The sequence below is a fragment of the Acinetobacter sp. YH12233 genome, assembly GCF_013417725.1.
Taxonomy (GTDB): Bacteria; Pseudomonadota; Gammaproteobacteria; order Pseudomonadales; family Moraxellaceae; genus Acinetobacter.
The window spans coordinates 24870-49724 of sequence record NZ_VPDK01000004.1; the positions used below are offsets into that span (position 1 = coordinate 24870).

General features: G+C 43.1%; 26 protein-coding genes. 20 read left to right on the forward strand and 6 right to left on the reverse strand.

What is annotated here, in order from left to right:
- The first annotated feature begins 20 nt into the window (after window positions 1-20).
- Complete coding sequence (locus tag FTV12_RS03150) at window positions 21-1736, forward strand: AAA family ATPase (RefSeq protein WP_180033485.1); 1716 nt, start codon at window positions 21-23, stop codon at window positions 1734-1736.
- Window positions 1737-1945: 209 nt separating this feature from the next.
- On the opposite strand, the gene FTV12_RS03155 is transcribed toward FTV12_RS03150, so the two are convergent.
- Window positions 1946-2398: a DUF441 domain-containing protein gene (locus FTV12_RS03155; RefSeq protein ID WP_159124011.1), complete on the reverse strand. Its 453-nt coding sequence runs from the start codon at window positions 2396-2398 to the stop codon at window positions 1946-1948.
- A 137-nt stretch (window positions 2399-2535) separates the two neighbouring features.
- Between FTV12_RS03155 and FTV12_RS03160 the strand changes: the two genes are divergently transcribed.
- Window positions 2536-3243, forward strand: coding sequence for a pseudouridine synthase (locus FTV12_RS03160; RefSeq protein ID WP_180033486.1), 708 nt, complete (start codon window positions 2536-2538; stop codon window positions 3241-3243).
- A gap of 10 nt (window positions 3244-3253) precedes the next feature.
- On the opposite strand, the gene FTV12_RS03165 is transcribed toward FTV12_RS03160, so the two are convergent.
- The 3 genes from FTV12_RS03165 to FTV12_RS03175 all read right to left on the reverse strand — a co-directional run bounded on the left by FTV12_RS03165 (window position 3254) and on the right by FTV12_RS03175 (window position 5166).
- Window positions 3254-3697, reverse strand: a complete 444-nt coding sequence (locus FTV12_RS03165; RefSeq protein ID WP_004784033.1) for a GNAT family N-acetyltransferase — start codon at window positions 3695-3697, stop codon at window positions 3254-3256.
- Window positions 3698-3796: 99 nt separating this feature from the next.
- Window positions 3797-4144 (reverse strand): type II toxin-antitoxin system RelB/DinJ family antitoxin, encoded by a 348-nt coding sequence (locus tag FTV12_RS03170; protein WP_179992426.1) that lies wholly within the window; start codon window positions 4142-4144, stop codon window positions 3797-3799.
- 113 nt (window positions 4145-4257) lie between these two features.
- The gene (locus tag FTV12_RS03175) at window positions 4258-5166 is read right to left on the reverse strand and encodes an RluA family pseudouridine synthase (protein ID WP_180033487.1); all 909 of its coding nucleotides are present in this window, start codon (window positions 5164-5166) and stop codon (window positions 4258-4260) included.
- Window positions 5167-5295: 129 nt separating this feature from the next.
- Here FTV12_RS03175 and tsaE point away from each other — a divergent pair, with 129 nt between their 5' ends.
- From tsaE to hfq, 4 genes are all read left to right on the forward strand, one after another.
- Window positions 5296-5772, forward strand: a complete 477-nt coding sequence (tsaE, locus tag FTV12_RS03180; RefSeq protein ID WP_180033488.1) for a tRNA (adenosine(37)-N6)-threonylcarbamoyltransferase complex ATPase subunit type 1 TsaE — start codon at window positions 5296-5298, stop codon at window positions 5770-5772.
- Window positions 5765-7735: a DNA mismatch repair endonuclease MutL gene (gene mutL / locus FTV12_RS03185; RefSeq protein ID WP_180033489.1), complete on the forward strand. Its 1971-nt coding sequence runs from the start codon at window positions 5765-5767 to the stop codon at window positions 7733-7735. The genes tsaE and mutL overlap by 8 nt, the downstream gene beginning before the upstream one ends.
- Before the next feature lie 6 nt (window positions 7736-7741).
- Window positions 7742-8686, forward strand: coding sequence for a tRNA (adenosine(37)-N6)-dimethylallyltransferase MiaA (gene miaA, locus FTV12_RS03190; RefSeq protein ID WP_180017625.1), 945 nt, complete (start codon window positions 7742-7744; stop codon window positions 8684-8686).
- 91 nt (window positions 8687-8777) lie between these two features.
- Window positions 8778-9305: an RNA chaperone Hfq gene (gene hfq / locus FTV12_RS03195; RefSeq protein WP_180033490.1), complete on the forward strand. Its 528-nt coding sequence runs from the start codon at window positions 8778-8780 to the stop codon at window positions 9303-9305.
- A 103-nt stretch (window positions 9306-9408) separates the two neighbouring features.
- Here hfq and FTV12_RS03200 read toward each other — a convergent pair whose 3' ends face one another.
- Window positions 9409-10716, reverse strand: coding sequence for a peptidylprolyl isomerase (locus tag FTV12_RS03200; RefSeq protein ID WP_166139422.1), 1308 nt, complete (start codon window positions 10714-10716; stop codon window positions 9409-9411).
- Window positions 10716-13187, reverse strand: coding sequence for an LPS export ABC transporter periplasmic protein LptC (gene lptC / locus FTV12_RS03205; RefSeq protein WP_180033491.1), 2472 nt, complete (start codon window positions 13185-13187; stop codon window positions 10716-10718). The genes FTV12_RS03200 and lptC overlap by 1 nt, the downstream gene beginning before the upstream one ends.
- A gap of 121 nt (window positions 13188-13308) precedes the next feature.
- Here lptC and FTV12_RS03210 point away from each other — a divergent pair, with 121 nt between their 5' ends.
- The 14 genes from FTV12_RS03210 to FTV12_RS03275 all read left to right on the forward strand — a co-directional run bounded on the left by FTV12_RS03210 (window position 13309) and on the right by FTV12_RS03275 (window position 24852).
- Window positions 13309-14322, forward strand: coding sequence for an aminoglycoside phosphotransferase family protein (locus FTV12_RS03210; protein ID WP_159124004.1), 1014 nt, complete (start codon window positions 13309-13311; stop codon window positions 14320-14322).
- On the forward strand, window positions 14323-15012 hold the full coding sequence (gene murU / locus FTV12_RS03215; protein WP_180033492.1) for an N-acetylmuramate alpha-1-phosphate uridylyltransferase MurU: 690 nt from the start codon (window positions 14323-14325) through the stop codon (window positions 15010-15012).
- Window positions 15013-15097: 85 nt separating this feature from the next.
- Window positions 15098-15730, forward strand: a complete 633-nt coding sequence (gene rsmG / locus FTV12_RS03220; protein ID WP_159124002.1) for a 16S rRNA (guanine(527)-N(7))-methyltransferase RsmG — start codon at window positions 15098-15100, stop codon at window positions 15728-15730.
- A 24-nt stretch (window positions 15731-15754) separates the two neighbouring features.
- Window positions 15755-16537: a ParA family protein gene (locus tag FTV12_RS03225; protein ID WP_004784019.1), complete on the forward strand. Its 783-nt coding sequence runs from the start codon at window positions 15755-15757 to the stop codon at window positions 16535-16537.
- The gene (locus tag FTV12_RS03230; RefSeq protein WP_180002195.1) at window positions 16534-17421 is read left to right on the forward strand and encodes a ParB/RepB/Spo0J family partition protein; all 888 of its coding nucleotides are present in this window, start codon (window positions 16534-16536) and stop codon (window positions 17419-17421) included. The genes FTV12_RS03225 and FTV12_RS03230 overlap by 4 nt, the downstream gene beginning before the upstream one ends.
- Window positions 17422-17458: 37 nt before the next feature.
- Window positions 17459-18100, forward strand: a complete 642-nt coding sequence (locus tag FTV12_RS03235; RefSeq protein WP_180033493.1) for a MotA/TolQ/ExbB proton channel family protein — start codon at window positions 17459-17461, stop codon at window positions 18098-18100.
- Between the two features lie 10 nt (window positions 18101-18110).
- Window positions 18111-18533 carry a biopolymer transporter ExbD gene (locus tag FTV12_RS03240; RefSeq protein ID WP_159124000.1) on the forward strand — a complete coding sequence of 141 codons (423 nt, stop codon included), beginning with the start codon at window positions 18111-18113 and terminating at the stop codon, window positions 18531-18533.
- Window positions 18533-20260, forward strand: a complete 1728-nt coding sequence (gene msbA / locus FTV12_RS03245; protein ID WP_159123999.1) for a lipid A export permease/ATP-binding protein MsbA — start codon at window positions 18533-18535, stop codon at window positions 20258-20260. The genes FTV12_RS03240 and msbA overlap by 1 nt, the downstream gene beginning before the upstream one ends.
- Window positions 20261-20263: 3 nt before the next feature.
- The gene (gene lpxK, locus FTV12_RS03250) at window positions 20264-21268 is read left to right on the forward strand and encodes a tetraacyldisaccharide 4'-kinase (RefSeq protein WP_125279030.1); all 1005 of its coding nucleotides are present in this window, start codon (window positions 20264-20266) and stop codon (window positions 21266-21268) included.
- Between the two features lie 12 nt (window positions 21269-21280).
- Window positions 21281-22042, forward strand: coding sequence for a 3-deoxy-manno-octulosonate cytidylyltransferase (gene kdsB, locus FTV12_RS03255; RefSeq protein WP_180033494.1), 762 nt, complete (start codon window positions 21281-21283; stop codon window positions 22040-22042).
- A gap of 14 nt (window positions 22043-22056) precedes the next feature.
- On the forward strand, window positions 22057-23037 hold the full coding sequence (locus FTV12_RS03260; protein WP_180033495.1) for a DNA polymerase III subunit delta' C-terminal domain-containing protein: 981 nt from the start codon (window positions 22057-22059) through the stop codon (window positions 23035-23037).
- Between the two features lie 17 nt (window positions 23038-23054).
- A complete protein-coding gene (locus FTV12_RS03265; RefSeq protein WP_004784000.1) occupies window positions 23055-23396 on the forward strand; it encodes a PilZ domain-containing protein in 342 nt (113 codons plus the stop codon).
- A 27-nt stretch (window positions 23397-23423) separates the two neighbouring features.
- Window positions 23424-24197, forward strand: a complete 774-nt coding sequence (locus FTV12_RS03270; RefSeq protein ID WP_180033496.1) for a TatD family hydrolase — start codon at window positions 23424-23426, stop codon at window positions 24195-24197.
- Window positions 24198-24237: 40 nt separating this feature from the next.
- Window positions 24238-24852: a TetR/AcrR family transcriptional regulator gene (locus FTV12_RS03275; protein WP_125279027.1), complete on the forward strand. Its 615-nt coding sequence runs from the start codon at window positions 24238-24240 to the stop codon at window positions 24850-24852.
- Window positions 24853-24855: the final 3 nt, after the last annotated feature.

Genomic DNA, 24855 nt, shown 5'->3' on the forward strand with positions numbered 1-24855 from the left:
TCTTTTACGGTATCTCTTTTATGAAACAGGAAACTGCACTTAAGCTCTTAAAAGCAGGGGAAAATGTCTTTTTAACCGGTTCTGCGGGTGCAGGGAAAACTTATACGCTCAATCAATATATTAATTATCTGAAAGCCCGTAAGGTATCGGTCGCGATTACTGCATCGACTGGTATTGCGGCAACGCATATGAATGGCATGACCATACATACCTGGGCAGGAATTGGGATCAAAGACTTTTTGTCTGAAGAAGACCTGAAGCGGATGAAAGAGCGTAAATACCTGAAAGAACACTTGGAAAATGCGCAAGTCCTGATCATTGATGAAATTTCTATGCTGCATGCCAAGCAGCTCAATCTGGTCAATCAGGTGCTGAAATATTTCAAGGAAAGTGATGAAGCTTTTGGCGGGATTCAGGTCATTGTTGCAGGGGACTTTTTCCAGTTGCCACCCGTTGGAAAAAATGATGAACGTAACCGCGATAAATTCTGCTTTATGTCGGATGCCTGGGTTGAAGCCAAGTTTCGGGTTTGTTATCTGACCGAGCAGCATCGTCAGGGTAATGATTATCTGAATGATATTCTGAATGCCATTCGTGCGCAGGCCATTTCACCTGAACATCGTTCAGCGCTACAGGGTACACGTCAGCAGGATATTGGCGATACCTATACACGTCTCTATACCCACAATATGGATGTCGACAGCATTAACTTTAAGCATCTGAATGAAATTGATCAGGATCCCCGCCAGTTTGATGCGCAATGTGATGGTAATGAAAAACTGATAGAAACCTTGAAGTCTTCAGTCCGTGCACCCGAAGCCTTAACCCTGAAAAAACATGCCAAAGTCATGTTCGTGAAAAATAATTTCGATATGGGCTATATCAACGGCAGCTTAGGTGAAGTGATCGGCTTTGAAGATGATGATGAGCATGGCGTTCTGCCAAAGGTCAAACTGACAGATGGAACTACCCTGATTGTAGAGCCTGAAACCTGGTCGGTGGATAATGAAGCAGGCAAAACCATTGCCAGTTTCCAGCAGATTCCATTACGTCTGGCTTGGGCGATTACCATTCATAAGTCTCAAGGCATGACGCTAGAAGCTGCTGAGATTGACTTGAGCCATACCTTTGAAAAAGGTCAAGGTTATGTAGCATTATCCCGTTTGAAAAGCTTAAATGGTCTACGTTTGAAAGGCTTTAATGAACAGGCTCTGGAACTGGATAGTCTTGCCATTAAAGCTGATCGCCGCTTTCGGGAACTGTCGGATGAAGCTGAAGCGAATTTTGAAAACGTGGATTTGACTGTACAGCATAAGGCCTTTATCCGTCATTGTGGTGGTACTTTGAATGAAGTCGAGATCCAGCGTAATGAGAAGAAAATTGCCAAAAATGGTGGCAAGCAAAACTACGCGACTGCAACCTTGGATGAAACCCGTGAATTGTTTGAAGAAGGTTATGAGATTTCCGATATTGCCACTGAACGTGGCTTGACACCTGCCACTATTATTAATCATTTAGGACGTTTGCATAAAGAGCAAGGGCTGGATATCTCAGTAGCTCATCCGGGTGAGGAAGTTGTTGAACAAGTCCGCAAGATTTATAAGCGTCTGACTAAACGTCAAAACTCAGATCATTTCAATGATGACGGCAGTATTAAATTACGTCCGATCGTGGAACTGACCAGTCCGCGTATGGGTTATGATCAGGTACGTTTGGCTTTGCTGTTTGTGGAATAAAATTTGAGTTTTTAAATTTTAGTATTTAACGTGAGCTTTTACTTTTGAAAGATCAAAAGTAACAAAAATCTTTTGTTGGATTGAAGGTACATCCTGTACCTCAATCCAACGAGCGACATCCATGTCGCTGATCATGTGATTTAATACTTTGCAGTTCATAATTTTAGAATGTTAATTTTTAAGAATATTGCACAATCATGGTTAAAGGCTTATTGCGTTCCAATCAATAACGATAAAATCCCGGCCGCAATTAATGGCCCGACAGGGACACCACGAAGTACCGCGACACCTGCGACTGTACCAATTAATAGACCTGCAACGACATCAGGCTGACTCGACATCAGTTTCACCCCACGTCCACCAAGCCAGGCAACGAATAGACCGATTGCAATTGCCAGTAAAGATTTCCAGCTCAGAAATGATTTAAGAATACTGTCACCAGGAATTTTCCCGCTAGCAATCGGAGTCAATACGCCAATGGTTAAAATAATAATCCCAATATTTAGGCCATGTTGCTGTACATAAGGTAAGAGTTCATTGAGAGGCGTAATTTTCAGGACAATCAACACGGCCGCAGCAATGGTCACAGCAGTATTATGACTAAAAATACCGCAAGCCAGTAGAACCAGAAGAACAAGCAGATTCAGATCAAGTTGGGACATGAGGAGATAGGAAAAATGAAAAGTCACAGGATTATAGGCTTTTTAGCCATTTAAAGGGAGAAGACCTTATAAGAACTGAATCTGGTTAGTTTTCAGTATAGAATGCGCCTATCGCTCATTTAAACAGGTTTAGACAGATGCTATTGGAAAAAATGTTGCAATCACAAGGTTTTGGTTCACGAAAACATTGTCAGCAACTGATTAAAAATGGTGCTGTTTCGATTCAGGGCGAACTCATCGATAACCCCAAGCATAAGCTGAATCTGCAAGATCTGACCTTTAGCGTCTATGGTCATGAGTATCGCTATCGGGAAAAAGTATATATCGCGCTCAATAAGCCTCAAGATTATGAATGCTCACATCAGGCTACCCATCATTTCAGTGTATTTGATCTGTTTGATGATACCTTGTTAAACCGTGGAATCCAATGTGTAGGTCGTCTCGATCAGGACACCACCGGACTGTTATTGCTGACGGATGATGGTCAGTTTTTACAAGCGTTGACCCATCCTAAGAAACATGTGGCGAAAGTCTATCAGATGACTACTGCCGATCCCGTAACAGATGAGCAGATTCAACAGCTTGAACAGGGTGTGGAATTGAGAAATGAAAAAGGCACCTTTGCTGCTACAGATATTGTTCGTCTGAATGACAATCGACTGCAAATGACCATTCATCAAGGTGTGTATCATCAGGTGAAACGTATGCTGGCAGCTGTTGGCAATAAAGTGGAAAAGCTGCATCGTGCCCAGATTGGTGCATTGGCCTTGAATGAACTGGCAATAGGGGAATGGACCTATCTGGACGCAGAACAAGTGGCACAGGCAAAATTCCGTACCGAATAAAGTCTGGGATCTATTTCAGGAAACAATGGAAAGTCACGAATTCATTGTCCTGAATAAATCCAAGTGACTCATAAAGTTTATGTGACTGATAATTGGTTTTTTGCGTTTCCAGGCTGATTCGAAGCGCATTTTCATGCCGGGCAAATAAAATAGCCGTATCAATCAGTTGTTTGGCTGCACCATGCCGGCGATAAGGCGGGCTAATATAGACATCGTCCAGCACATAATAAGTAGAACATGCGACTGAGGAAAATCTTAAATACAGCAGAATAAATCCGGTAAAAATATCATCCTTGGTGTTGATAAAAATGACAGTTTGACCATCTTCAAAACGCTGTTTCAAAAACTCGTAAGATAAATCCAGATTGGAAGAAGTACCATAAAATTGACGGTACTCATCAAATAAAACGGCCAGGTTAGGTAGATCTTCTGACTGGGCACGTCGCACGATCATCGGCTTACTCCATGTTAATTTTATTATTTATCATTAACATCAAGCATAGCGAAGTTTAAAAGGAGAGAAACTTAAGAATTGTTCGTAAATGCAACAATGTTAAATTTTGTCGCTTTCACCTAAAATAGCATTCAGTTCTTCAAATAAATCAAAATGATCATCATCCAGATTCATTTCCTGATGATCTGCTGGAATCGCTGTAGTACTTGGACTTGAAGTTTGTTCTGACTTTAGTTCACTCTGTTTCTGCTTGCGTAACTTGATCAACTGTTCCAGGTTGATATTCTGATTTTCAATCGAGAAGGGGATTGATTTGGTCAGAACCACCTGTTTAAAAAAAAGACGAACTGCCTGAGCCGGCGTAATCCCCAATTGTTTAAATACTGCAAATGCCTGTTTCTTTTCTTGGGAATCCAGGCGAATTTGATAAACTTCAGTTTTTCTCATAATATTTTCAAAGCTTTAAATTACTTAACTTTTCGCCTTATTCTAATCGATAACTTCGGGATTTCAATCCTCAAGTTGCCGTTTTTAGAAAATAATCTGTAATGACAAGAGATTTACAGTGTCAATTCAAGTTTAGAGCTAAATTGCATCTGCTTTTGGGTAACTGGATCCGTAAACTGAATGTGTTTGGCCAGTAGCTGTAAAGGTGCAGAAAAATCATCATCCGCCTTATGGCAAACCTGCGGATAAAAAGGATCATTCTGGATCGGAATCCCCAAATGACTTAAGTGTACCCTTAACTGATGCTGCTTTCCTGTATGTGGTTTTAGCTCATATTTGCCCCATTGCTGATCATGTTGCAGCAATTGAATTTCGGTTTCGCTATTAGGCTCTCCTTCTACCACCTGCATGGTATAAAAAGGCTGGCCTTTTTCCATTTTCAGCTTTGTGATGAGAGGAAAACTTAAATCATCACGATAAGCCGCAATCGCATGATAAGTTTTCTGTACTTGCCGAGTCGCAAACATTTGCTGATAAACCCCGCGCGATTGCACACATTTTGAAATCAGCACCACACCTGCCGTTTCACGATCCAATCGATGAATCGGAGTAAGATGTTCATTCCCAGTTTGCTGTTTTAGGCGTACCAGCAAGGTTTCCTGTACATATTGTCCAGTAGGACTCATGGTCAAAAAATGAGGTTTATCTACGACCAGCAGATGCTCATTCTCAAACAGAATCTGATGCTGAAAAGGAACATGCACTTCGTGTGCCAAAAAACGATAATAAAAACAATGAGTATTCGCTTGAAAAGAACTTTCGATGGTTAAGGTGTTGCCCTGAGCATCATAAACCAGATCATTATCGAAACGGGATTGCCATTCGCTCGACTCAATATGTGGAAATTGTGCACAGAGATAAGCATAGACTGTCTTGGGTGAATCTGCTGTCACTTGCAGGAATACTTTACTTGCCGTAACTCCATTCAGCATGGGGGGGCTAAATTCAACAGTCGAAGTCATCACAACGTGGATCTATCTCTGGTCTGGAACGGATGCTGTGAAAAAATACAGTTTCTCACAGAGGTGAATAGGCTTTTAAAGCGTTGCGATGCTATCATAATTATTCTTTTTCATCATGTCGTGAGTAATATGCCTTATTCATTTAATGTCACTTTAAAACATGAAGATGACACCCAAAATCTGGCCAAAGTTCTGGCAAATAATTTTTCTTCGGGCGTTATATATCTGATTGGTGACTTGGGTGCGGGGAAAACCACGCTGACGCGTTATTACTTACAACAACTCGGTCATAAAGGCTCAGTAAAAAGTCCGACTTATACGCTGGTGGAGCCGTATCAGGTGAATGGTCAGGATATCTTTCATTTTGATTTATATCGTCTCAATGACCCTTATGAACTTGAATTGATGGGAATTCGGGATTATTTAGAAACTCCCAATGCGCTATTTTTATTTGAATGGCCTTCTAAGGGGGGTGATGAAATCCCGCAATCCGATTTAATTATTGAAATTTTAAAATCAGAAGATGAGCTGACCCGTACTGCAAGTCTGATTTCTTCTAATCTGGCATTACAGCAAGCTTTGGAGCGTGAATTCCCAAATGGTTGATGATTTAAGCATACGCCGTATCCGTGCACTTGATCCTGCGCTGGCGAACCAGATTGCCGCAGGTGAGGTGATTGAACGTCCTGCATCTGTGGTCAAGGAGTTGCTGGAAAACTCGATTGATGCAGGTGCGACCGAGCTGATTATCCGGGTGGAACAGGGCGGCAGTACGCTGATTGAAATCATTGACAATGGCCGAGGCATTCATTATGAGGATTTGCCACTAGCCGTGATGCGTCACGCGACCAGTAAGATTCAGACAGCTGAAGAGTTGCATGCGATTACCAGTTTGGGCTTTCGTGGTGAAGCGCTGGCCTCGATTGCCGCAGTGTCTCGTCTGACTTTAACCAGTAGCCAGAATGAAGATGGCATTGGCTATCAGGTCGAAGTGAACGGTACGGCTTTTGATCATCAGGATATTCAACCGGTCGCAGCATCCAAAGGAACTCAGATCCGGGTGCAGGATTTATTCTTCAATGTTCCGGCGCGGCGCAAATTTCTGAAAAAGCCAGGCACTGAATTTGGACATATCGAAGAAATTGTTCGCCGTATGGCTTTAACGCATTTCGATATTCGCTTTGTATTGGAACATAACCAAACCATCAAGCTGAATTTGCCGGTTGCCGATAGTGGTGCTTTGCGTTTTCAACGTGTGCAACAATTACTTGGCCGTCAGTTTACTGAAAATGCTTACTGGATTGATGCAGACAGTATCAATATGCGTTTATCAGGCTGGCTCGGACATCCTTCGGATGCACGGGCTCAAGCCGATCTGCAATATGTCTATGTGAATGGCCGGATCGTTAAAGACAAGACCATTTCGCACGCTTTGCGTATGGCTTATGATGGTATTCTGCATGGCCATCAGCATGCCGCTTATTTACTATTTCTGGAAATCGATCCAGAAAGCATCGATGTCAATGTACATCCGACCAAACACGAAATTCGTTTTCTGAACCAGCGTGAAGTACATGAATTTGTACGTCACTATGCCAAGGAAACTCTGGCGCAATTTCAGACTGCGAGTGCTGATCTGGCTGAGGCGATGAAAACTGAGTCTGAAGCTGTTGCGATAACACCTCAGCCGCGCTATCAAGAGCAGTTTAGCCTGCATCAGTCCGTAGCCACTCAACCGGTTATTCCAGTCACATCTCCGTATCGTCAGCGTGAAGAAGAAGCTTCTGATGTGTTAACGGATTTTGAGTCATCTGGTCCACAAACTGTGTATTATGCGCAGGATTACAGCAAATCATATTCGGGTTCACAGCAGCTGAATAATGCCTTGAAAAGTTATCTCGCGCCTTTAAGAGAAACTGAACCGGAAACCAATACTTCAGCATCGGATGCATTTCAGTCACATTTACAAAGTAAAGTGGATGAGCATCCATTGGGAATTGCGATCGCCCAGCTGCATGGTATTTATATACTAGCGCAAAATACCGAAGGCTTAATCATCGTAGATATGCATGCGGCGCATGAGCGTATTCTGCTGCAACAGATGAAAATGGCTTGGGATAAACCGGAATTCTGGATATCCCAGCAATTGCTGATTCCTAAAGTGGTGAGCATTAGTCGTATGCAAGCCATGCGTGTTGACGAGCTCAAAGATCAACTCGCTCGTTTAGGCCTGGAAATTGACCAGTATGGTGATGAACAGGTCATTGTACGGGGCGTACCGGCCATTTTGCATAAAGCTGATTTTGATGCCTTGATCCCTGAATTATTGAATGATCTGGATCCTAATGATCAGGGACAGGGTTTAATGCAGAAACGTGACCAGATTCTTGCAGGTATGGCCTGTCATGGTGCAGTACGTGCACATCGAATGTTGAGTCTGTCAGAAATGAACGCTTTGCTGCGCCAGATGGAACAAACTGAATTTGCGAGCCAATGTAATCATGGTCGTCCAACCTGGCGAGCATTTCCATTGTCTCAACTTGATAAACTTTTCGCTCGAGGAGAGTAGCCTTACATGTCCAATCAACTGCCGGTCATCAATTTAATGGGACCAACTGCAAGCGGTAAAACTGCTTTGGCATGTGAACTATACGAGCAAGGTCATTTTGAGCTGATTTCTGTCGATTCTGCGCTAGTTTATCGGGAAATGGACATTGGTACAGCGAAGCCATCTAAAGAGGAATTAGGGCGCTATCCGCATCATCTGATTGATATTATTAGCCCGCTCGAAGTCTATTCTGCAGCAAACTTTGTCGAAGATGCTTGCCGTCTGATTGATGATATTCATGCGCGTGGTAAAACACCAATTCTGGTGGGTGGCACCATGCTGTATTTTAAGGCCTTACTTGAAGGCTTGTCTGATAATTTACCAAGTGCAGATTATGCGGTGCGTGCCCAGATTGAAGAGAAAGCCGCTCGTGAAGGGTGGGAAGCGGTGTATGCTGAATTATGTCAGGTAGATCCCTTAGCTGGCCAGAAATTTAAAGTCAGTGATAAACAGCGAATTATCCGTGCTTTAGAGGTTTTTAAGCTAACAGGTGAGCCGATTACAAAACTACAAGCAGAACAACCAAAAAATTTACCATATCGTTACAGTTTCCATAATTATGCCTTAATGCCCGATCGGTTAGAATTGCACAAACGTATTGAAAAACGTCTTGAAATTATGTGGAAAAACGGATTTTTAAATGAAGTTAAAGGATTAATGGGAAAATACGATTTTGACGAAAATTTACCCTCAATGCGTTCAGTAGGTTACCGCCAAGCCATAGAATTCTTAAAAAAAGGTGACCTAAGTCATGAAAAACAACGGGAAATGGAGGATAAGGCTTTATTTGCGACACGACAACTTGCCAAACGTCAATATACCTGGTTGAGATCTTTGCAAGAAAAGCATAAATTTACAACATATTTTACGCTCGAGCAGGCCCAAGAAGACTTGCGAAACTGTCACGGATAAAGCAAAATTTGAATACTATCTTTTTTATAATTTTTAATTGAAAAATAGAGATAGTTTTTTGCGCTGATTTTTAAATTTTTGGAGTTATAACATGTCTAAAGGTCAAACTTTACAAGATCCATTCTTGAATTCTCTCCGTAAGGAACGTATTCCAGTTTCTATCTTCCTGGTAAACGGTATCAAATTACAAGGTCACATCGAGTCTTTTGACCAATACGTTGTATTATTAAAAAATACAGTAAGCCAAATGGTTTACAAACACGCGATTTCTACAGTTGTACCTGCACGTAACCCTCGTCCAGCTGGTGCTCCTGCTGGTCCACAAGGTGCTGGCTTCGGTGGTCAAGGCGGCACAGGTGGCTTCGGTAGTCAAGGCGCTGCTGGTGGCTTCGGCGGTCAAGGTGGCTTCGGCGGTCAAGGCGCTGGCTTCGGCGGTCAAGGCGCTGGCTTCGGCGGTCAAGGCGGCTTCGGTAGTCAAGGTGGCTTCGGTAGTCAAGGTGGCTTCGGTGGTCAAGGTGCTGGCTTTGGTGGTCAAGGTGCTGGTTTTGGTGGTCAAGGCGCTGGTTTTGACAACGATTCAAAATTTGAAGATTCTTCTGACGACGAAAACAATCGTTAATCGGATCTGAAATAAAAAAGCCTCTTAATAAGAGGCTTTTTTATTGCTTAAAAAATTGAGCCATTAAAAAAAGCCAGCATTATACTGGCTTTCTTTTCTTAAATTAACGAGCGCGTTTAGGATCTAGCTGAGGATCTTTGATTTCTACATAGGCATTGCTACGGGTTTCACGTAACCAGCTATCTAGCTCAGCATCAAACTGGCGTTCACCCAGGATCTGGCGTGCCATACGTTCCTGATATTCCTGAGTCATATCTTGCTGACGTGTATCGGTCACTTGCAGGATATGCCAGCCAAATTGTGACTGGAACGGTTCACTAATCTGACCCACTGGCGTACTTTTCATACGCTGTTCAAATTCAGGTACCATGACACCTGGGCTGACCCAGCCTAAACTTCCGCCATCACGTGCTGAACCTGTGTCATTAGAGAAAGTAGACGCCAATACTGCAAAATCTTCACCTTGCTTAAGACGCGTATATAAGCTATCAATCATCTGTTTAGCATTTTCTGGGCTAACCACTTCTGATGTTTGAATCAGAATATGACGGGTCTGGTACTGAGGAACCAATGCTTTCTGCTCACCACCTTTACGCTCTAAAAGTTTCAGGACATGCACGCCATCTGCCGCAGGAATCAGTTCAGATGTTTGACCCGCTTGCAAAGTAGAAACACGTGCAGCGAGTTCGCCTGGGATTTCTGATAAATTTCGCACGCCCATATCAGACGCATCTACTTTAATATCGCCAGTTGAATATTTTTTGCTGATCGCCTGAATATCATTGCTGCTGCTTAAATCATTTCTTACTTGCGCAGCAATCTGTTGAGCATTTTCTCCGGTTATACGTAAATGCAGAACATGTACCTGGCTGCCTAACAGAGCTTGACCTTGCGGTGTATTCAGGAAGTTTTTCACATCCTGATCACTGATCTGGATACGTGAATTTACTGCTTGCTGGCGTAAACGGCTAAGTGCCAGATCTTCAGCAATACGGTTACGTAAAGAGGCATACGTATTCGGCGCGATAGCATCCAGTTTTTGCTGGAAAGCTTCCAAGCTAGGAGAGCCTGACTCACGTGCTACTTTAAGCACTGCTTCATTTAGAGATTTTTCATCTGGACGGATATTGTAGCGTTTGACCTGTTCCAGTTGAGCCTGACGTACAATTAGCTGTTCAAGTGCTTGTTGTTCAAGATAAGGTTGCGGTGGAACAGGCTTGTTTTGCTTTTGTAACTGGTGAGAAATTTCAGCAACGCTTTGTGCCAGATCACTACGCAGAATAGCGCTATTGTCGACAACAGCTACAACTTCATCTTTAGGTTGGGCAACAGCAAAAGTCGTCATCGCTGAAGAAAGACATAGCGCAAGTGCGGTCGCTTTAAAAATTTGTTTTAACTGTTTTGTCTTCATTAACGTTCTGTCCAAGTTTGATTGATATTGTTAAAACCTAGAATACGATTTTCTAGTAATGAGGTTAGCTTGTTGCTTAACCCGCCAAGACCTTTAAGCGTTACTTCAGCCATTACTGCACGTTTCGCTTTCACATCTGGGTCATTGATATCGTCTAAGTCATTGTAGTATGAGCGGCCATAGACAGATACTCCCCAACAGCATGACTCATAGTTTACGCCAAGTAAATATTCACGTGCGACACTATTATCCAGGTCAAATTGCGCATGGCCGACCAGACGCCAGTTATTGGCAATTGGCTGGATAAATGAGCCAACCACCTGATCATAACTTTCCTGGCGGTTTGGAATATCTTTACGATAGAAATAGCCTACGTTATATAGATTGCCCTGATCGCCCGTATAATAAACCTGTACATCACGCTGGGCATTGGAGCCATTCGACATCCAGCTAGAATTTAGGTTGACATGCACGTTTTTGTTTAACTGACTTCTAAGCTGAATAACTGGACCAGTATGGCTTTCACGGTCAAATTTATCTGCTTCACGATCTAATGTGACACGGCGATCTTCAAAGAAGAAACTTTGTCCCACACTGGCGCGTAATCGCTCTAAACCTTCTTCATTAAATAAACTGTAACTAAGACCTAAAGAAGCGAAGTTATTGTCTTCTAAGCGGTCATTACCATAGAAGCGGCGTGCACTAAATAATTGGTCATAATTAATTGAGGCTACGACAGAGTCAAAGTTTGGCTGATTGCGCTGATTTTCATACGGTGAATAAGCGTAAAACAGGCGAGGCGTCAAGGTCTGTAAATAGCGACCATCTTTTTCAAAAATTAAACCGGTGTCCAGCGTAAATTGTGGCACTACGATAGAATGATTTTCACTTGATGAGCTGGTTTGATTATTATTAATACGATCAATAGTATCTTGATCATAGAAAGTATTGATATTGCGTAATGTTGCCTGAGGAATGAAGAATGACCAAGGGGTAAAGTGATTATAGCGTACCGAGAAATCATTATAGATGCGTGTACCACTTGGTTGATAGATGGCTTCATCACCGGTATCAATATTTTCGATATTTCTGATGTCTTTCTGGAAATAAGCTGTATCGTTATTAAATTCGTATTGTAAACCCAGTGGGTTACCGGTCTTATAATTCACCAAAAGCTGCGGCAAACGCGCATAAGGGCGGTCTTCATCCAGAACGGCAGGATCAAGCGTCTGGAAATCTTCAACTTTAAATTGAGCTTTTAAGCCGGGGATACCATTTTTATAATTAACTTCCCAAGCACGGCGCAAGTTCAGGTCTGTTTTTGAATCTGGGTTATTATCCAGATCGGCAAAAAAGTCCTTGTCTGATGCGTAATTATATTCAAGATTTGTTAAGAACTGATCGTTGATTTGCCAGTTATGCAGGAAGTGCAGGTCTTTACGGTCTTTATTGCTATAACTTTCATCAGATGGCAGGTAGCCACCCCAAATCCGGCCTTCACCATAGTTTTCTGTTAGATAACGAAACTCGCCATCCAGCATCGCACCACGGTCACTAATATAACGTGGCGTAATGGTCGCATCATATTGTGGTGCCAAATTGAGATAAACCGGCACACCTAATTCCAGGCCGCCATCATTGGTAAATCCGAAAGTTGGCGTCAGAATCCCATTGGTACGGCGATCATCGATTGGGAAGTTAAAATAAGGAACAGCGAGTACCGGAACATCTTTCACATAGAGCTTGGTATTACGGGTTTCACCGCGACCGGTTTCCTGATTCAGCTTGATTTGATCTGCCTGAATTTTCCAGGTCGGTTTCTGTTCAGGTGGACAGGTGGAATAGGTGGCATTTTCCAGTTCAAGCGTATCGTCAGAGGTTTTGGCAATCTTTTCAGCACGACCATGCGCATGCTGTTCTTCGGCAATGAAGAAACTGTTGTTTAAGTCACCTTGCTGGGTTTTCAGGTTGTAATTGATATCATCGCTTTGCGAAATCAAGCCACCTTGAGCCAATTGGACTTGACCTTCTGCCTTAGCATAAGTTTGAGTCTGATCAATCGTCACGCGTTCCGCACGAATCTGGCGACCTTCCTGATCAATGACCACATTGCCTTCTAAGTAGGAATCACCGGCCGGATTATAATGACCATAGTCTGCAGTAATGGTTGAAGTTGCCTGTTCAGGGTCAATCGTCGGTGCATCAGGTGCAATAGGAGTGACCCAGGCACCTTCACAATAGGCTGAACTGAGATATTTACCTTGACGCTGCTGTGCTTCTGGTGAAGATTTATCCACATAATATTGTGAGAAGAATGCTTCACCGGGATAGGTCTCATTAATGCGCTGTTTGAGTTGTTCCGCATTTACATTGGATGAGTCATTTGATGCAGCATAGCTTGAGACCGAGCTACTACATAAAAGGGTTAAGATCGCAGTCGCTAGAGGGTTTATTTTAAAGTGATGCTTCATTTGTCTCATTAACCAATCATGCTTTTATCGCAATTAATTATTGTCGCATCATAGAGAAAAAGTTGATAAGTAGCTACACTTAGCACTTTAAAAACTCAGCCTGTACTAGAATTTATTGCAAATGAATACTCAACGCGAACAATTGATACAATCTTGGATTGCTTCTGTACTCGGTTCAGATCAATTTGAAACACATTTTTTAGCAGGCGATGCAAGTTTTCGTCGTTATGCACGAATCAAACTGAATAATAAAACATTTATGCTCATGGATGCACCACCAGAAAAAGAAGATTGTGTGCCTTTTGTGACGATTGATGAATTTTTTGATGCCCATGGCGTACGTGTTCCACACATTGTGGCCAAAGACCTGGAAAATGGCTTTTTGCTGCTCGAAGATTTTGGTGATGTGCTGTTATCAAATCTGCTAAATGATCAGACGGTTGATGCCTATTATGAGCAAAGTTTTAAACAACTGATTCAGCTGCAGTCCATTCCTGGAGAAGGTCAGTTTCCTGCTTATTCTTATGAGAAGCTTATTTCTGAAATGGAGCTGCTGACTGACTGGATGCTGCCTGCTCTAAAAATTCAGCCAACAGAATCAGAGTCCGCTCTGATCAAGCGCACATTTGCGATACTGGCGAATGCTGCTTTGGCACAACCACAAGTCATTGTGCATCGTGATTTCCATAGCCGTAACCTGATGAAAATCGAAAATGAAACCGAACTGGGTGTGATTGATTTTCAGGATGCAGTAATCGGTGCTGATACCTATGACCTGATTTCGATTACCCGTGATGCCTATGTGCAGTGGAATGCAGATCGGGTGTATCGCTGGTTTAAAGTGTTCTATGACCTGTTACCAGCAGCGGCAAAACAGGACCGTGATTTCGAACAGTTCAAAAAAGATGCGGATATGATGGCCATTCAGCGCCATATCAAGATTTTAGGTATTTTTGTCCGCTTGTTTGAGCGCGATGGTAAATCTGGCTATCTAAAAGACCTGCCACGTGTGATGTGGTATCTGCTGGAAGAAACCAAAGACTATCCTGAATTACAGCCATTTATGCAGTTTATTCATGAAAAAGTCATGCCTGCTTTTGAAGCAAAATATGGTTCATACGAGGTAGCGGCTTAAATGAAAGCGATGATTCTCGCGGCTGGCTTGGGCAACCGCATGCGTCCTTTAACTTTGCATACTCCAAAACCTTTACTAGAAGTGGGTGGTAAGCCACTAATTGTCTGGCATATTGAAAAACTAGCTGCGCTGGGCGTGAATGAAATTGTCATCAATACGGCTTGGTTAGGTGAAAAACTAGCTCAGGCTTTGGGTGATGGCTCTCAGTTTGGTGTCAAGATTTTGTGGTCACATGAAGGTGAAGGGCTGGAAACAGCCGGTGGCATTATTAATGCTTTACCACTGCTTGGTGATGAGCCTTTCATTCTGGTGAATGGCGATGTCTGGACGACCATGGATTTTGCTCCTTTACTAAAAGTTGAATTAGGTGAAAATCTGGCACATCTGGTATTAGTACAAAATCCGGAACAGCATCCAAACGGTGATTTCACACTTGCAGACGGCAAGGCTTATACCTTTGACCAGCAGGTGGCGGGTGAAAACCTGACTTTTAGTGGTGTATCAGTGATTCATCCGAAAATGTTTGCAGGCTTAGAGGCTGGAAAACGTCCTTTAGCACCACTATTAAAAGCAGCAATGCTGGAAAACAAGATTGCTGCTTCTAAATTGACAGGTATTTGGGTGGATGTGGGAACACCTGAGCGTTTGAATGCACTGGATTTAATGATCCGTGAAGGGAAGTCTGCTTAAGTGAATATTCACTAAGCACTCCCTACTGTGCCAATATAGAGAAAACGGTATACTTCCACTTAACTTTTTCGAGCGTTGATTGTTTATGCACACGTTTTTTCAAGAACTAAAGCAGGGTAGCCAGGCTTTAGGTTTAGAGCTGTCTGATGAAGCTTTAAATTTATTACTCAAGTACCAGGACGCTTTGGTACTGTGGAATAAAGCATACAATTTGACTGCAATCCGTGATCCTAAGGAAATGCTGGTCAAGCATCTGCTTGACAGTCTGAGTATTTTGAAGGATTTGCCTGCAGGTCGTTTGCTCGACATTGGGACTGGTGGTGGTATGCCGGGCATGATCATTGCTTTATGTCAGCCTGAGCGTGATTGCGTACTACTGGATTCAAATGGTAAAAAAATTCGTTTCCTGAAGCAGTTTATTGCAGACCTAAAATTAAAAAATGTCATTGCAGTACAAACCCGTGTGGAAAATGAAGACAGTATCAATGAGCTGGGTCAGTTTGATGTGATTACCAGTCGTGCATTTGCTTCATTGACAGATTTTGTGAATGCGTCTAAACCGTATATGCATGAGCAGAGTATTATTGCTTCCATGAAAGGTTTGATTCCTAAAGAGGAAGTGGCAGCATTAAAAGATGAATTTAGCTGTCAGATTATTGAACTGAAGGTTCCGCGCTTGGACGAACAACGTCATTTACTTCTATTAAAACGTATTTAAAATTTTTGAAGGATCGGGGTCAACATGGCACAAATTATTGCGATTGCCAACCAGAAAGGTGGTGTCGGTAAAACCACAACCGCAGTAAATTTGGCGGCATCTCTCGCTGTGCTAAAAAAACGCGTTTTGCTTGTGGATATGGATTCTCAGGGAAATGCGACCATGGGGTCGGGGATTCAGAAAAATGACCTGCTGTATTCAGTGACTGATGTATTGCTGGGTGAAGTGCCGATTGAAACTGCGATCACCAAGGCTGAAGTTGGATACAAGGTTTTAGGGGCAAACCGTGACCTGGCTGGTGTGGAGCTGGCGATTGCTGAGCAAAAAGGCCGTGAATTTATTTTGCGTGAAGCTTTGCAGGAAATTGAATCCTCATTCGACTATATCATTGTTGATTGTGCACCAAGCTTAAGCTTGATTACCGTGAATGCACTGGCAGCAGTGGATGGCGTGATTATTCCGATGCAATGCGAATATTATGCTCTCGAAGGCCTGGCTGATCTGACACAAACCATTGACCGCATTCAGCAAGCACTTAATCCAGACCTGCAGATCGTGGGTGTATTGCGTACCATGTATGATGCTCGAAATGCCTTGACCCGTGATGTTTCAGAAGAGTTAGAGCAATATTTTGGTAAAAAACTTTATGAAACCGTGATTCCACGTAATATCCGTCTAGCTGAAGCGCCGGCACATGGTCTACCGGTTATTTATTTTGAAAAAAGTTCAAAGGGTGCAGTTGCTTACTTAAATCTGGCAGCTGAAGTATTAAAGAAAAGCAAAGTGAAAAAAGGAAGTAAAGCATGACCGTCAAGAAACGTGGACTCGCCAAAGGTCGTGGTTTAGATGCCTTGCTGGGATCAATTCAAAAAGAAAAATTACAACTCGAAGCACAAGGTCTTGATCATGGTCAGTTGAAACAGATTGATGTCAATCTGCTGAAACGTGGTGAATATCAGCCACGTCGCTATATCAATGAGCAGGATCTGCAGGAACTGGCCGCATCGATTGAAAAGCATGGCATCATGCAGCCAATCGTGATCCGTCCGGTCGATGATGAGCGCTATCCATACGAGATTATTGCGGGTGAGCGTCGCTGGCGTGCGGCACAGTTAGCGGGTCTGACTGAAGTTCCTGCGATTGTGCGTGAGCTGAATGATCAGGTCGCAATTGCATTAGCTTTAATCGAAAACATTCAGCGTCAGGACCTGAACCCGATTGATCAGGCGATGGCTTTGCAGCGTTTCCATGACGAGTTTGGTTTAAGCCATCAGGAAATTGCCGATACCGTCGGTAAGGCACGTACTACAGTAAGTAATCTACTGCGTCTGCTAACTCTGGCTGAAGAAGTAAAAGACTTTATGCAGCAGGGCCTGCTGGATATGGGACATGCACGTGCCATCCTGACTTTGAAGGCTAAAGATCAGCTTAAAGTTGCTGAGATGGTCATTGAAAAGAGCCTTTCAGTACGCCAAACCGAACAGTTGGTACGCGACTACAATGCACCGAAAACAGAAAAACCAAAAGCAGCGATTGCGCCAGACATTCAGCAGCTCACTCAGCGTCTGTCTGAGCGCTTTAGTGCGGATGTTAAAATTGACTATAACAAGCAAGGGAAAGGCAAGCTGGTTATTAGCTATCATTCTTTAGAAGAGCTGGACGGGATTCTTTCAATCCTGGGCAATGAATAATTAATTTAAAATTTGTTTTTATTGGGGAATAAATCAGATGTGGGAATTGGTTAAAGCAGGCGGCTGGTTGATGCTGCCGCTGGTGTTGTGTTCGATATTTATGCTGGCGATTTCAGTTGAGCGCTTCATTCGTTTAAAAAAGAGTCTGGTACTGCCCAACTCACTTCTGATGGGTCCTGCACAAAATGCAGAACAAGCTATGCAAAAGCTGCAACAAAGTTCAGCTTTGAAAAACAGTACTTTGGGTCGTGTATTTACAGCTGGTTTTGAAGCGCGTCACCAGTCTGAGCAATATGCTCGTGCCCAGATGGAAGTGGTAGCTTCACAGGAAATTGGCTATCTGGAAAAGAATATTAATTTTCTGGGTACTTTGAGTGCAGTAGCGCCTCTACTCGGTTTGCTCGGTACAGTGATTGGGATTATTGAATCATTCTTAATGATTGATGTCGGAACTAATAGTGACCCAGTTTTAATGATGCCCGGTATTTCCAAAGCACTGATCACGACAGCAGCGGGTATGCTGATTGCTATTCCTGCTTTATTTGCACATCGTTATTTCCAGCGTCTGGTTCAGGAATATGTGGCGGAACTTGAACAGCAAGCAACGTTATTTCATGCCAACCTGTTCTATTTAAATGCTTCAGATGATGTAGAAGAACGCATCAAGAAAGCAAGTTAGGAGCAGGGGCATGAAATTTAAACGTAACCAGGTGGAAGATGTACATATCAATCTGACGCCCATGATTGATTGCCTGCTATTTATTTTGGTCTTTCTGCTGCTTTCAACCACGTTTAACCAGATGAGCCGAATGAACCTGACGCTTCCAGATGCGCAAGGTGTACCGCCCAAGAATTTTGATCAGAAAATTGAAGTGATTGTGGATTCCAATGGCCACTATGCCGTGAATGGTCAGTCTATTGCCAGTAAAGATGCAGCAGATTTAAATACGGCAATTAAACAGATTTCGAATGAACGTCGTGATTTAATGTTTGTCATTGCCGCTGATGCAAAAGCGACACATCAGGATGTTATTCGTGTCATGGACGTTGCAGGGCAACTTGGCTTTGTTAATGTCAACATCAGTACGAAAGTACCAACTCGAGGTTATTAGTGAAGCACGATTTTAAGGTCTATCTTCGCCTTTTAAGCTATTTAAAACCATTTTGGGGCACAGCCTTAATTGTCCTGCTTGGTTTCTCTATGAATGCGGCGACAGAAGTTTCTGTGGCCAAATTACTGGAATATATCATTGAGGCGATTCAAAACAAAGACCAGGGTTTCACCTTACTTTTCCCATTCTTAGTGGTAGTACTGATGTTCTTCCGGGGGCTAGGCCTATTCCTCGGTGGGTATTATACGGCGGTCATCTCCCGTAATCTGGTATTTAATATTCGTCAGGAAGTCTTTGCCAAAATATTGCGTTTGCCTGCGCAATATTTTCTGGACAATACCAGCGGTCATATTACGGCCAAAATTATGTATAACGTTGAGCAGCTCACCGCAGCCTCAACTGAAGCACTTAGAACGATCATTCAGCAAGGTCTGATCACAATTGCCTTATTGGGATATCTTTTATATACCAACTGGCGTTTAACCATGTGTATTCTGATCTTTGGACCCGTGATTGGTTTTGTGATCAGTAAAGCTTCAAAACGGATGCGCAAGCTATCACAACAGGTTCAGGACACTATGGGTGATGTGAACCATGTTGTTCAGGAAACTGTAAATGCCAATCTGATTGTCAAAGGTTTTGGTGGTCAGATTTATGAGCAGGAACGCTTTAAACAGAATTCTTTGGAAAATCTACGCCGTGGCTTGAAAATGGTGGCAGTACAGCAGCTGAACAGTCCAGTGGTACAGCTGATCATGTCAGTTTCACTCAGTATCGTGATGTATATTGCATTGCGCCCACAAATTTTGGGAGATACGACTGCGGGTGAATTTGTTGCTTATATTACAGCTGCTGGCATGTTGGCGCGACCAATCAAGACATTAACTGATGTGAATGAAAAAATTCAGCGTGGTATGGCGGCCGCACATTCTGTGTTTGAATTGCTAGATATGCCTGAAGAGCATAATACCGGCAAACTCAATGATGCCTTAAAAGGCAACATTCAATTTAAAGATGTCAATCTGGTTTATGGCGATGGTCACCATGCGATTCATGACTTTAACCTAGAAGTGAAAGCGGGCGAGACTGTAGCATTGGTTGGGCGTTCAGGAGCAGGTAAAACCTCGCTGGTGAATCTGTTGGTACGTTATCAGGAAACTTCATCCGGGCAAATTTTACTGGATCAAAAACCGATTACTGATTATGAGTTGACTGCTTTACGTACCCAGATCGCGATGGTAAACCAGCAGGTAGTGCTGTTTAACCGTACTGTTCGTGAAAATATTGCTTATGGCCAGCTAGAAAATGCGAGTGATGAAGAAATCATTGCAGCGGCAAAAGCTGCCTATGCACATGATTTCATTATGGCCTTGCCACAAGGTTATGATACGCCACTAGGTGCTCAAGGTCTGAATCTGTCAGGTGGTCAGCGTCAGCGTATTGCGATCGCCCGTGCTATTCTGAAAAATGCACCGATTCTGATTCTGGATGAAGCGACCAGTGCGCTGGATAATGAATCTGAATACTTTATTCAGCGTGCCTTTGATCAGGCGATGCGAGATCGGACTACGATTGTGATTGCCCACCGTCTATCAACAATTGAAAATGCCGACCGCATTGTAGTGATGGATCAAGGTCGTATTATAGAGCAGGGTAATCATGCTGAGCTGATTGCACGTCAAGGTGCTTATTATCAGCTGCACCAACGTAATTTCGAGGAACATTAAGTCATGGCTTTGGCACAGATCATTCAGGATGCTTGGAATACACAGGCAAAGTGGCTGGTTGTGCTGCGTCCTTTGTCCTGGCTTTACCGCTTGGGTTTTGTCAGTAACCACTGGCTTTACCGTAAAGGGATTAAAAAAAGCTATACCGCACCTATTCCAGTAATGGTGATTGGAAATATTACCGTAGGTGGGAGTGGTAAAACACCTTTACTGATTCATCTGGTGGATTACCTCACTGAAAAAGGCCTACGGATTGGTGTAATCAGTCGAGGTTATGGTGGTAAAGGTCCTTTTCCTGCTTATGTAGATTTAAATACCTTGCCTGAAGTGGTAGGTGATGAACCAGCCTTAATTGTCCAAGCGACTGGTGTGCCGATGGCTGTAGGGCCAAATCGTCAAAAGAGCATTGAGCTTCTGCTAGAAAAGCATGCACTGGATTTAATTATTTGTGATGACGGTTTGCAGCACTGGGCTTTAAATCGTCAGATTGAATGGATTGTGCTGGATAATAACCGAGGCTTGGGCAACCAGAAACTTTTACCAGAAGGTTATCTGCGTGAACCCGTTACCCGGTTGGAAAAAGGTACCGTGATTGAACATGCAGCAAATCCAGTTTCGCCTTTGCATATGCATCTTGCAGCCTCTCAGCCGTATTTATTAAATCAGGATGTTATCAAAAGCTTTGATCCAACTGCGGCTTTCTATGCAGTAGTCGGCATCGGTTTTCCACAGCGTTTTTATCAAACACTAGAACATCTGGGGCTGCAGCAATTTCAGTGTCATGAATTTCCAGATCATCATGATTATGAAATTGAAGATCTGCAATTCGATGACAATAGTCCGATCATTACTACTGAAAAAGATGCAGTTAAAATTATGGCATTACTCAAACAGTATCCAGATTATCAGCGGGATATCTGGGTGGTGCCGGTCGATGCAGTCTTGTCACCTGCCTGTTATACAATATTGCAGCAGCAATTAGAGCAACAGGGTATTTCTATTTCCTAAGGTTTATTTACGATGAAACATATAGTTATTCCTGCACGCTTCTCCAGTTCACGTTTGCCGGGTAAACCTTTGCTGGAAATCCATGGTCGTCCGATGATTCTGCGTGTCGTGGATCAGGCCAAAAAAGTACAGGGCTTTGATGACCTGTGTGTGGCAACAGATGATGAACGTATTGCCGAAGTTTGCCGTGCTGAAGGTGTTGATGTGGTCCTGACTTCAGCAGATCATCCATCAGGTACCGATCGTCTAAGCGAGGTAGCTCGAATCAAGGGCTGGGCGAGTGATGACATTATTGTGAATGTACAGGGTGATGAACCTTTATTGCCAGCTCAGTTAGTTAAACAGGTCGCGCAACTCTTAGAAGATCAACCGGCTTGCTCAATGTCGACTCTGTGTGAGCCAATTCATCATTTAGAGGAATTCAAGCGTGACAGTATCGTTAAGGTTGTGATGTCTAAGCACAATCAGGCACTGTATTTTAGTCGTGCTACGATTCCTTATGACCGTGATGATGCCAAGCTGGCTGAACAGAAACTGCATGATCAGGCTTATCGCCATTTGGGCTTATATGCTTACCGCGTGAAACTGCTACAGGAATATGTAACCTGGGAAATGGGTGTGCTGGAAAAACTGGAATCTTTAGAACAGTTACGTGTACTGGAAAATGGTCACCGTATTGCCATTGCTGTGGCAGAAGCCAATTTACCGCCAGGTGTCGATACGCAGGAAGATCTGGATCGCTTGAACCAGATGGATCCATCTTCTTTTGCTTAATTTGAGAATTCTCCATGCCGCTTGATGTCAATGCACAGATTTATCCATGGCAGCAACAGGTTTGGGATACGCTAACCGGGCGTTTTCCTAAGCTTGGGCATGGTTTATTGTTCTATGGAAAAAAAGGCTGTGGTAAAGAAGCCTTTGCCCAGCAGTTTCTGGCCTGGGTTTTATGCTTGAACCGTCAGCCTGATGGGCCATGCGGTGAGTGTGGTAGCTGTCAGTGGCTGAAAGCGGATACCCATCCGAATTACGTCTATATCAGCACGGATGAAGATAATAAAAAACAGAATGCCAAAATTAAAATTGAAAAAATCCGTGATCTTCTGCCTTTTGTACAGCAGACCGTCGATGGCTGGCGTGTCATTGTCATTGAACCCGCTGAAGCATTAAATATTGCTTCTTCTAATGCCTTGCTGAAAACTCTGGAAGAACCGGGTGAAAATATTGTCATTATTCTGCTTGCGGATCATTATCTGAAATTGCCTGCAACTATTCGCAGCCGTTTACAGCATTTTGCTTTAGACCGGATTTCATCAGCGCAATTTAGTGAATATGTAGAGGCGCAGTTACCTGAAGCAGGTTCGAGCCAGCAGCAGCTATTAATGAATTTATCCAATCAGATGCCTTTGCAAGCGATTGAGGTTGCACAAAGTTCCTGGTTGCCATTACGTCAGGAATTCATGGAAGACTGGAAAAAACTGGTCATTCAAAAAAATATGCCAATGGCAATTGCGACCAAATGGAATAAAAGCCTGAGTTTTGGTGAATTTGGTCAAATGTTTGAATACTTGTTGTCCGATTTAATTTGTGTCAAGCTAAATCAGGCCGTAAAAAACATTGATCTGGACTTTAATGTATTGGCCGAACAATATTCATTGGAAACACTTTTTAAAATTTATGAGGATTTTCAGCGAGCCAAACAATATCTTGAGCAGAACGTACAAAGTAATCTGGTGCTCGATGAATTGTGTATCAAGCTGATGAATCTTTAGCTTAAGGGGAAAACAAGATGCAACCACGTATGGGCGGTATTATTCAGGCTAATATTCCGGATATTGAAACGTTATTTGCCAGTTATATGCCATATGTTGTAGGTGGTGGACTTTTTATTCCTTCCAAGCAGCCAGTAAAATTAGGTGAAGAAGTTTTTGTTTTGACGACTTTACCTGAACAGACGCAGAAAATTCCATTAACCGGAAAAGTGATCTGGGTGTCTCAAAAGCAGAATGGCATCAAGCCACAAGGTTTTGGGATTCAGCTCACCGGTGAAAAAGGCGTTTTCTTCAAAAATGAAGCAGATCGTCTGGTTGCGGGTCTTAAATCTGATGGACGTAAAAGTTACACTATGTAGTTAATTTACCTTCGGTAGGAACTCATTGTGTTTGTAGATACTCATTGCCATTTAACGCTGCTCGATTTAATACCTTATAACGGTGATCTGGATCAGGCGCTCGCTCAGGCCCGTGAAGCAGGCGTATCCAAGTTTATGAGTATCTCGGTGGATCTGGATGATCATATCGAGCTGGCTAAAATCGCGGCCCGTCATCCTGATGTCGGTTATACCGTTGGTGTACATCCTTGCGAAGATGCGGCGACAATGGCGCGTGCGACCACTGAATATCTGGTTGAACTGGCACAGCCAGAAAAAGTCTGGGCGCTGGGTGAAACGGGACTCGATTATTATCACAGCACCGATTTTATTGCCGAGCAAAAAGACTGTTTTGCCCGTCATATCCATGCCTCACAAATCGTGAAAAAACCTGTCGTCGTGCATACCCGTTCCGCCAAGCATGACACGGTTGATATTATCCGTGCAGAAAAATCTACCCATGGCATTTTGCACTGTTTTACCGAAGATTGGGAAACCGCTAAAACTGTTTTAGACTGCGGTTATTATGTGTCTTTCTCCGGTATTGTTTCTTTTAAAAATGCCCAGGATTTGCGTGACGTGGCCAAACAGGTTCCACTTGATCGCGTTTTAATCGAAACGGATAGTCCTTACCTTGCTCCAATGCCATATCGTGGCAAATCTAATGAACCAAAATACGTTCCTTATGTAGCCAAAGCCCTTTGCGATGTATATGATAAGTCGCTAGAAGAAATGGCTTATATCACAAAGCAGAACTTTGAGAATCTTCTGAATTCAAAGTAAGTAAAGTTAGATAAGAGTACAAGAGAGTTATAGGGTGAAGATGGATCGTCAGGCTCAGTTTCGAGCAAGAGAAACCTTGATTTTTCAAGTTGCAGAACAGTTACTGCTAGAAAATGGTGAAGCAGGGATGACCCTGGATGCACTGGCAGCAGAACTGGATCTGGCCAAAGGCACTCTTTATAAGCATTTCCAGAGTAAAGATGAATTGTACATATTGCTGATTATCCGTAATGAGCGCATGTTGCTGGAAATGATCCAGGATAGTGATAAGGCTTTTCCTGAACATCTGGCATTCTTTATGTTGCATCATCTGCATCACCCTGAACGTACTGTCCTTTTTCATCAGATTGAAGAACGTCTTTCTACAACAGGTGTTGGAATTCAGCACCTGTTTAGCGAACTTTATCAGGTGCGCAAACAGCGCTTACGTTTGATTATCCGTATGACTGAAAGCTATTTGGCTTCAATCAATAGCAGCATGTCGGTGCGTGATTATCTGGCCTCAATTTGGTCGATGACCCATGGTGCAGCTGCGATTCTGAACTCCAGTTTTTATCAGCGCTATCTCGGTTCACGCGATACCTTGCGCGTTGCCCTTATTGATCAAGCTTTAGCTTTACCGAAACAGGTCCATCCTGCCGAGCAGTTCGCCTAAGAG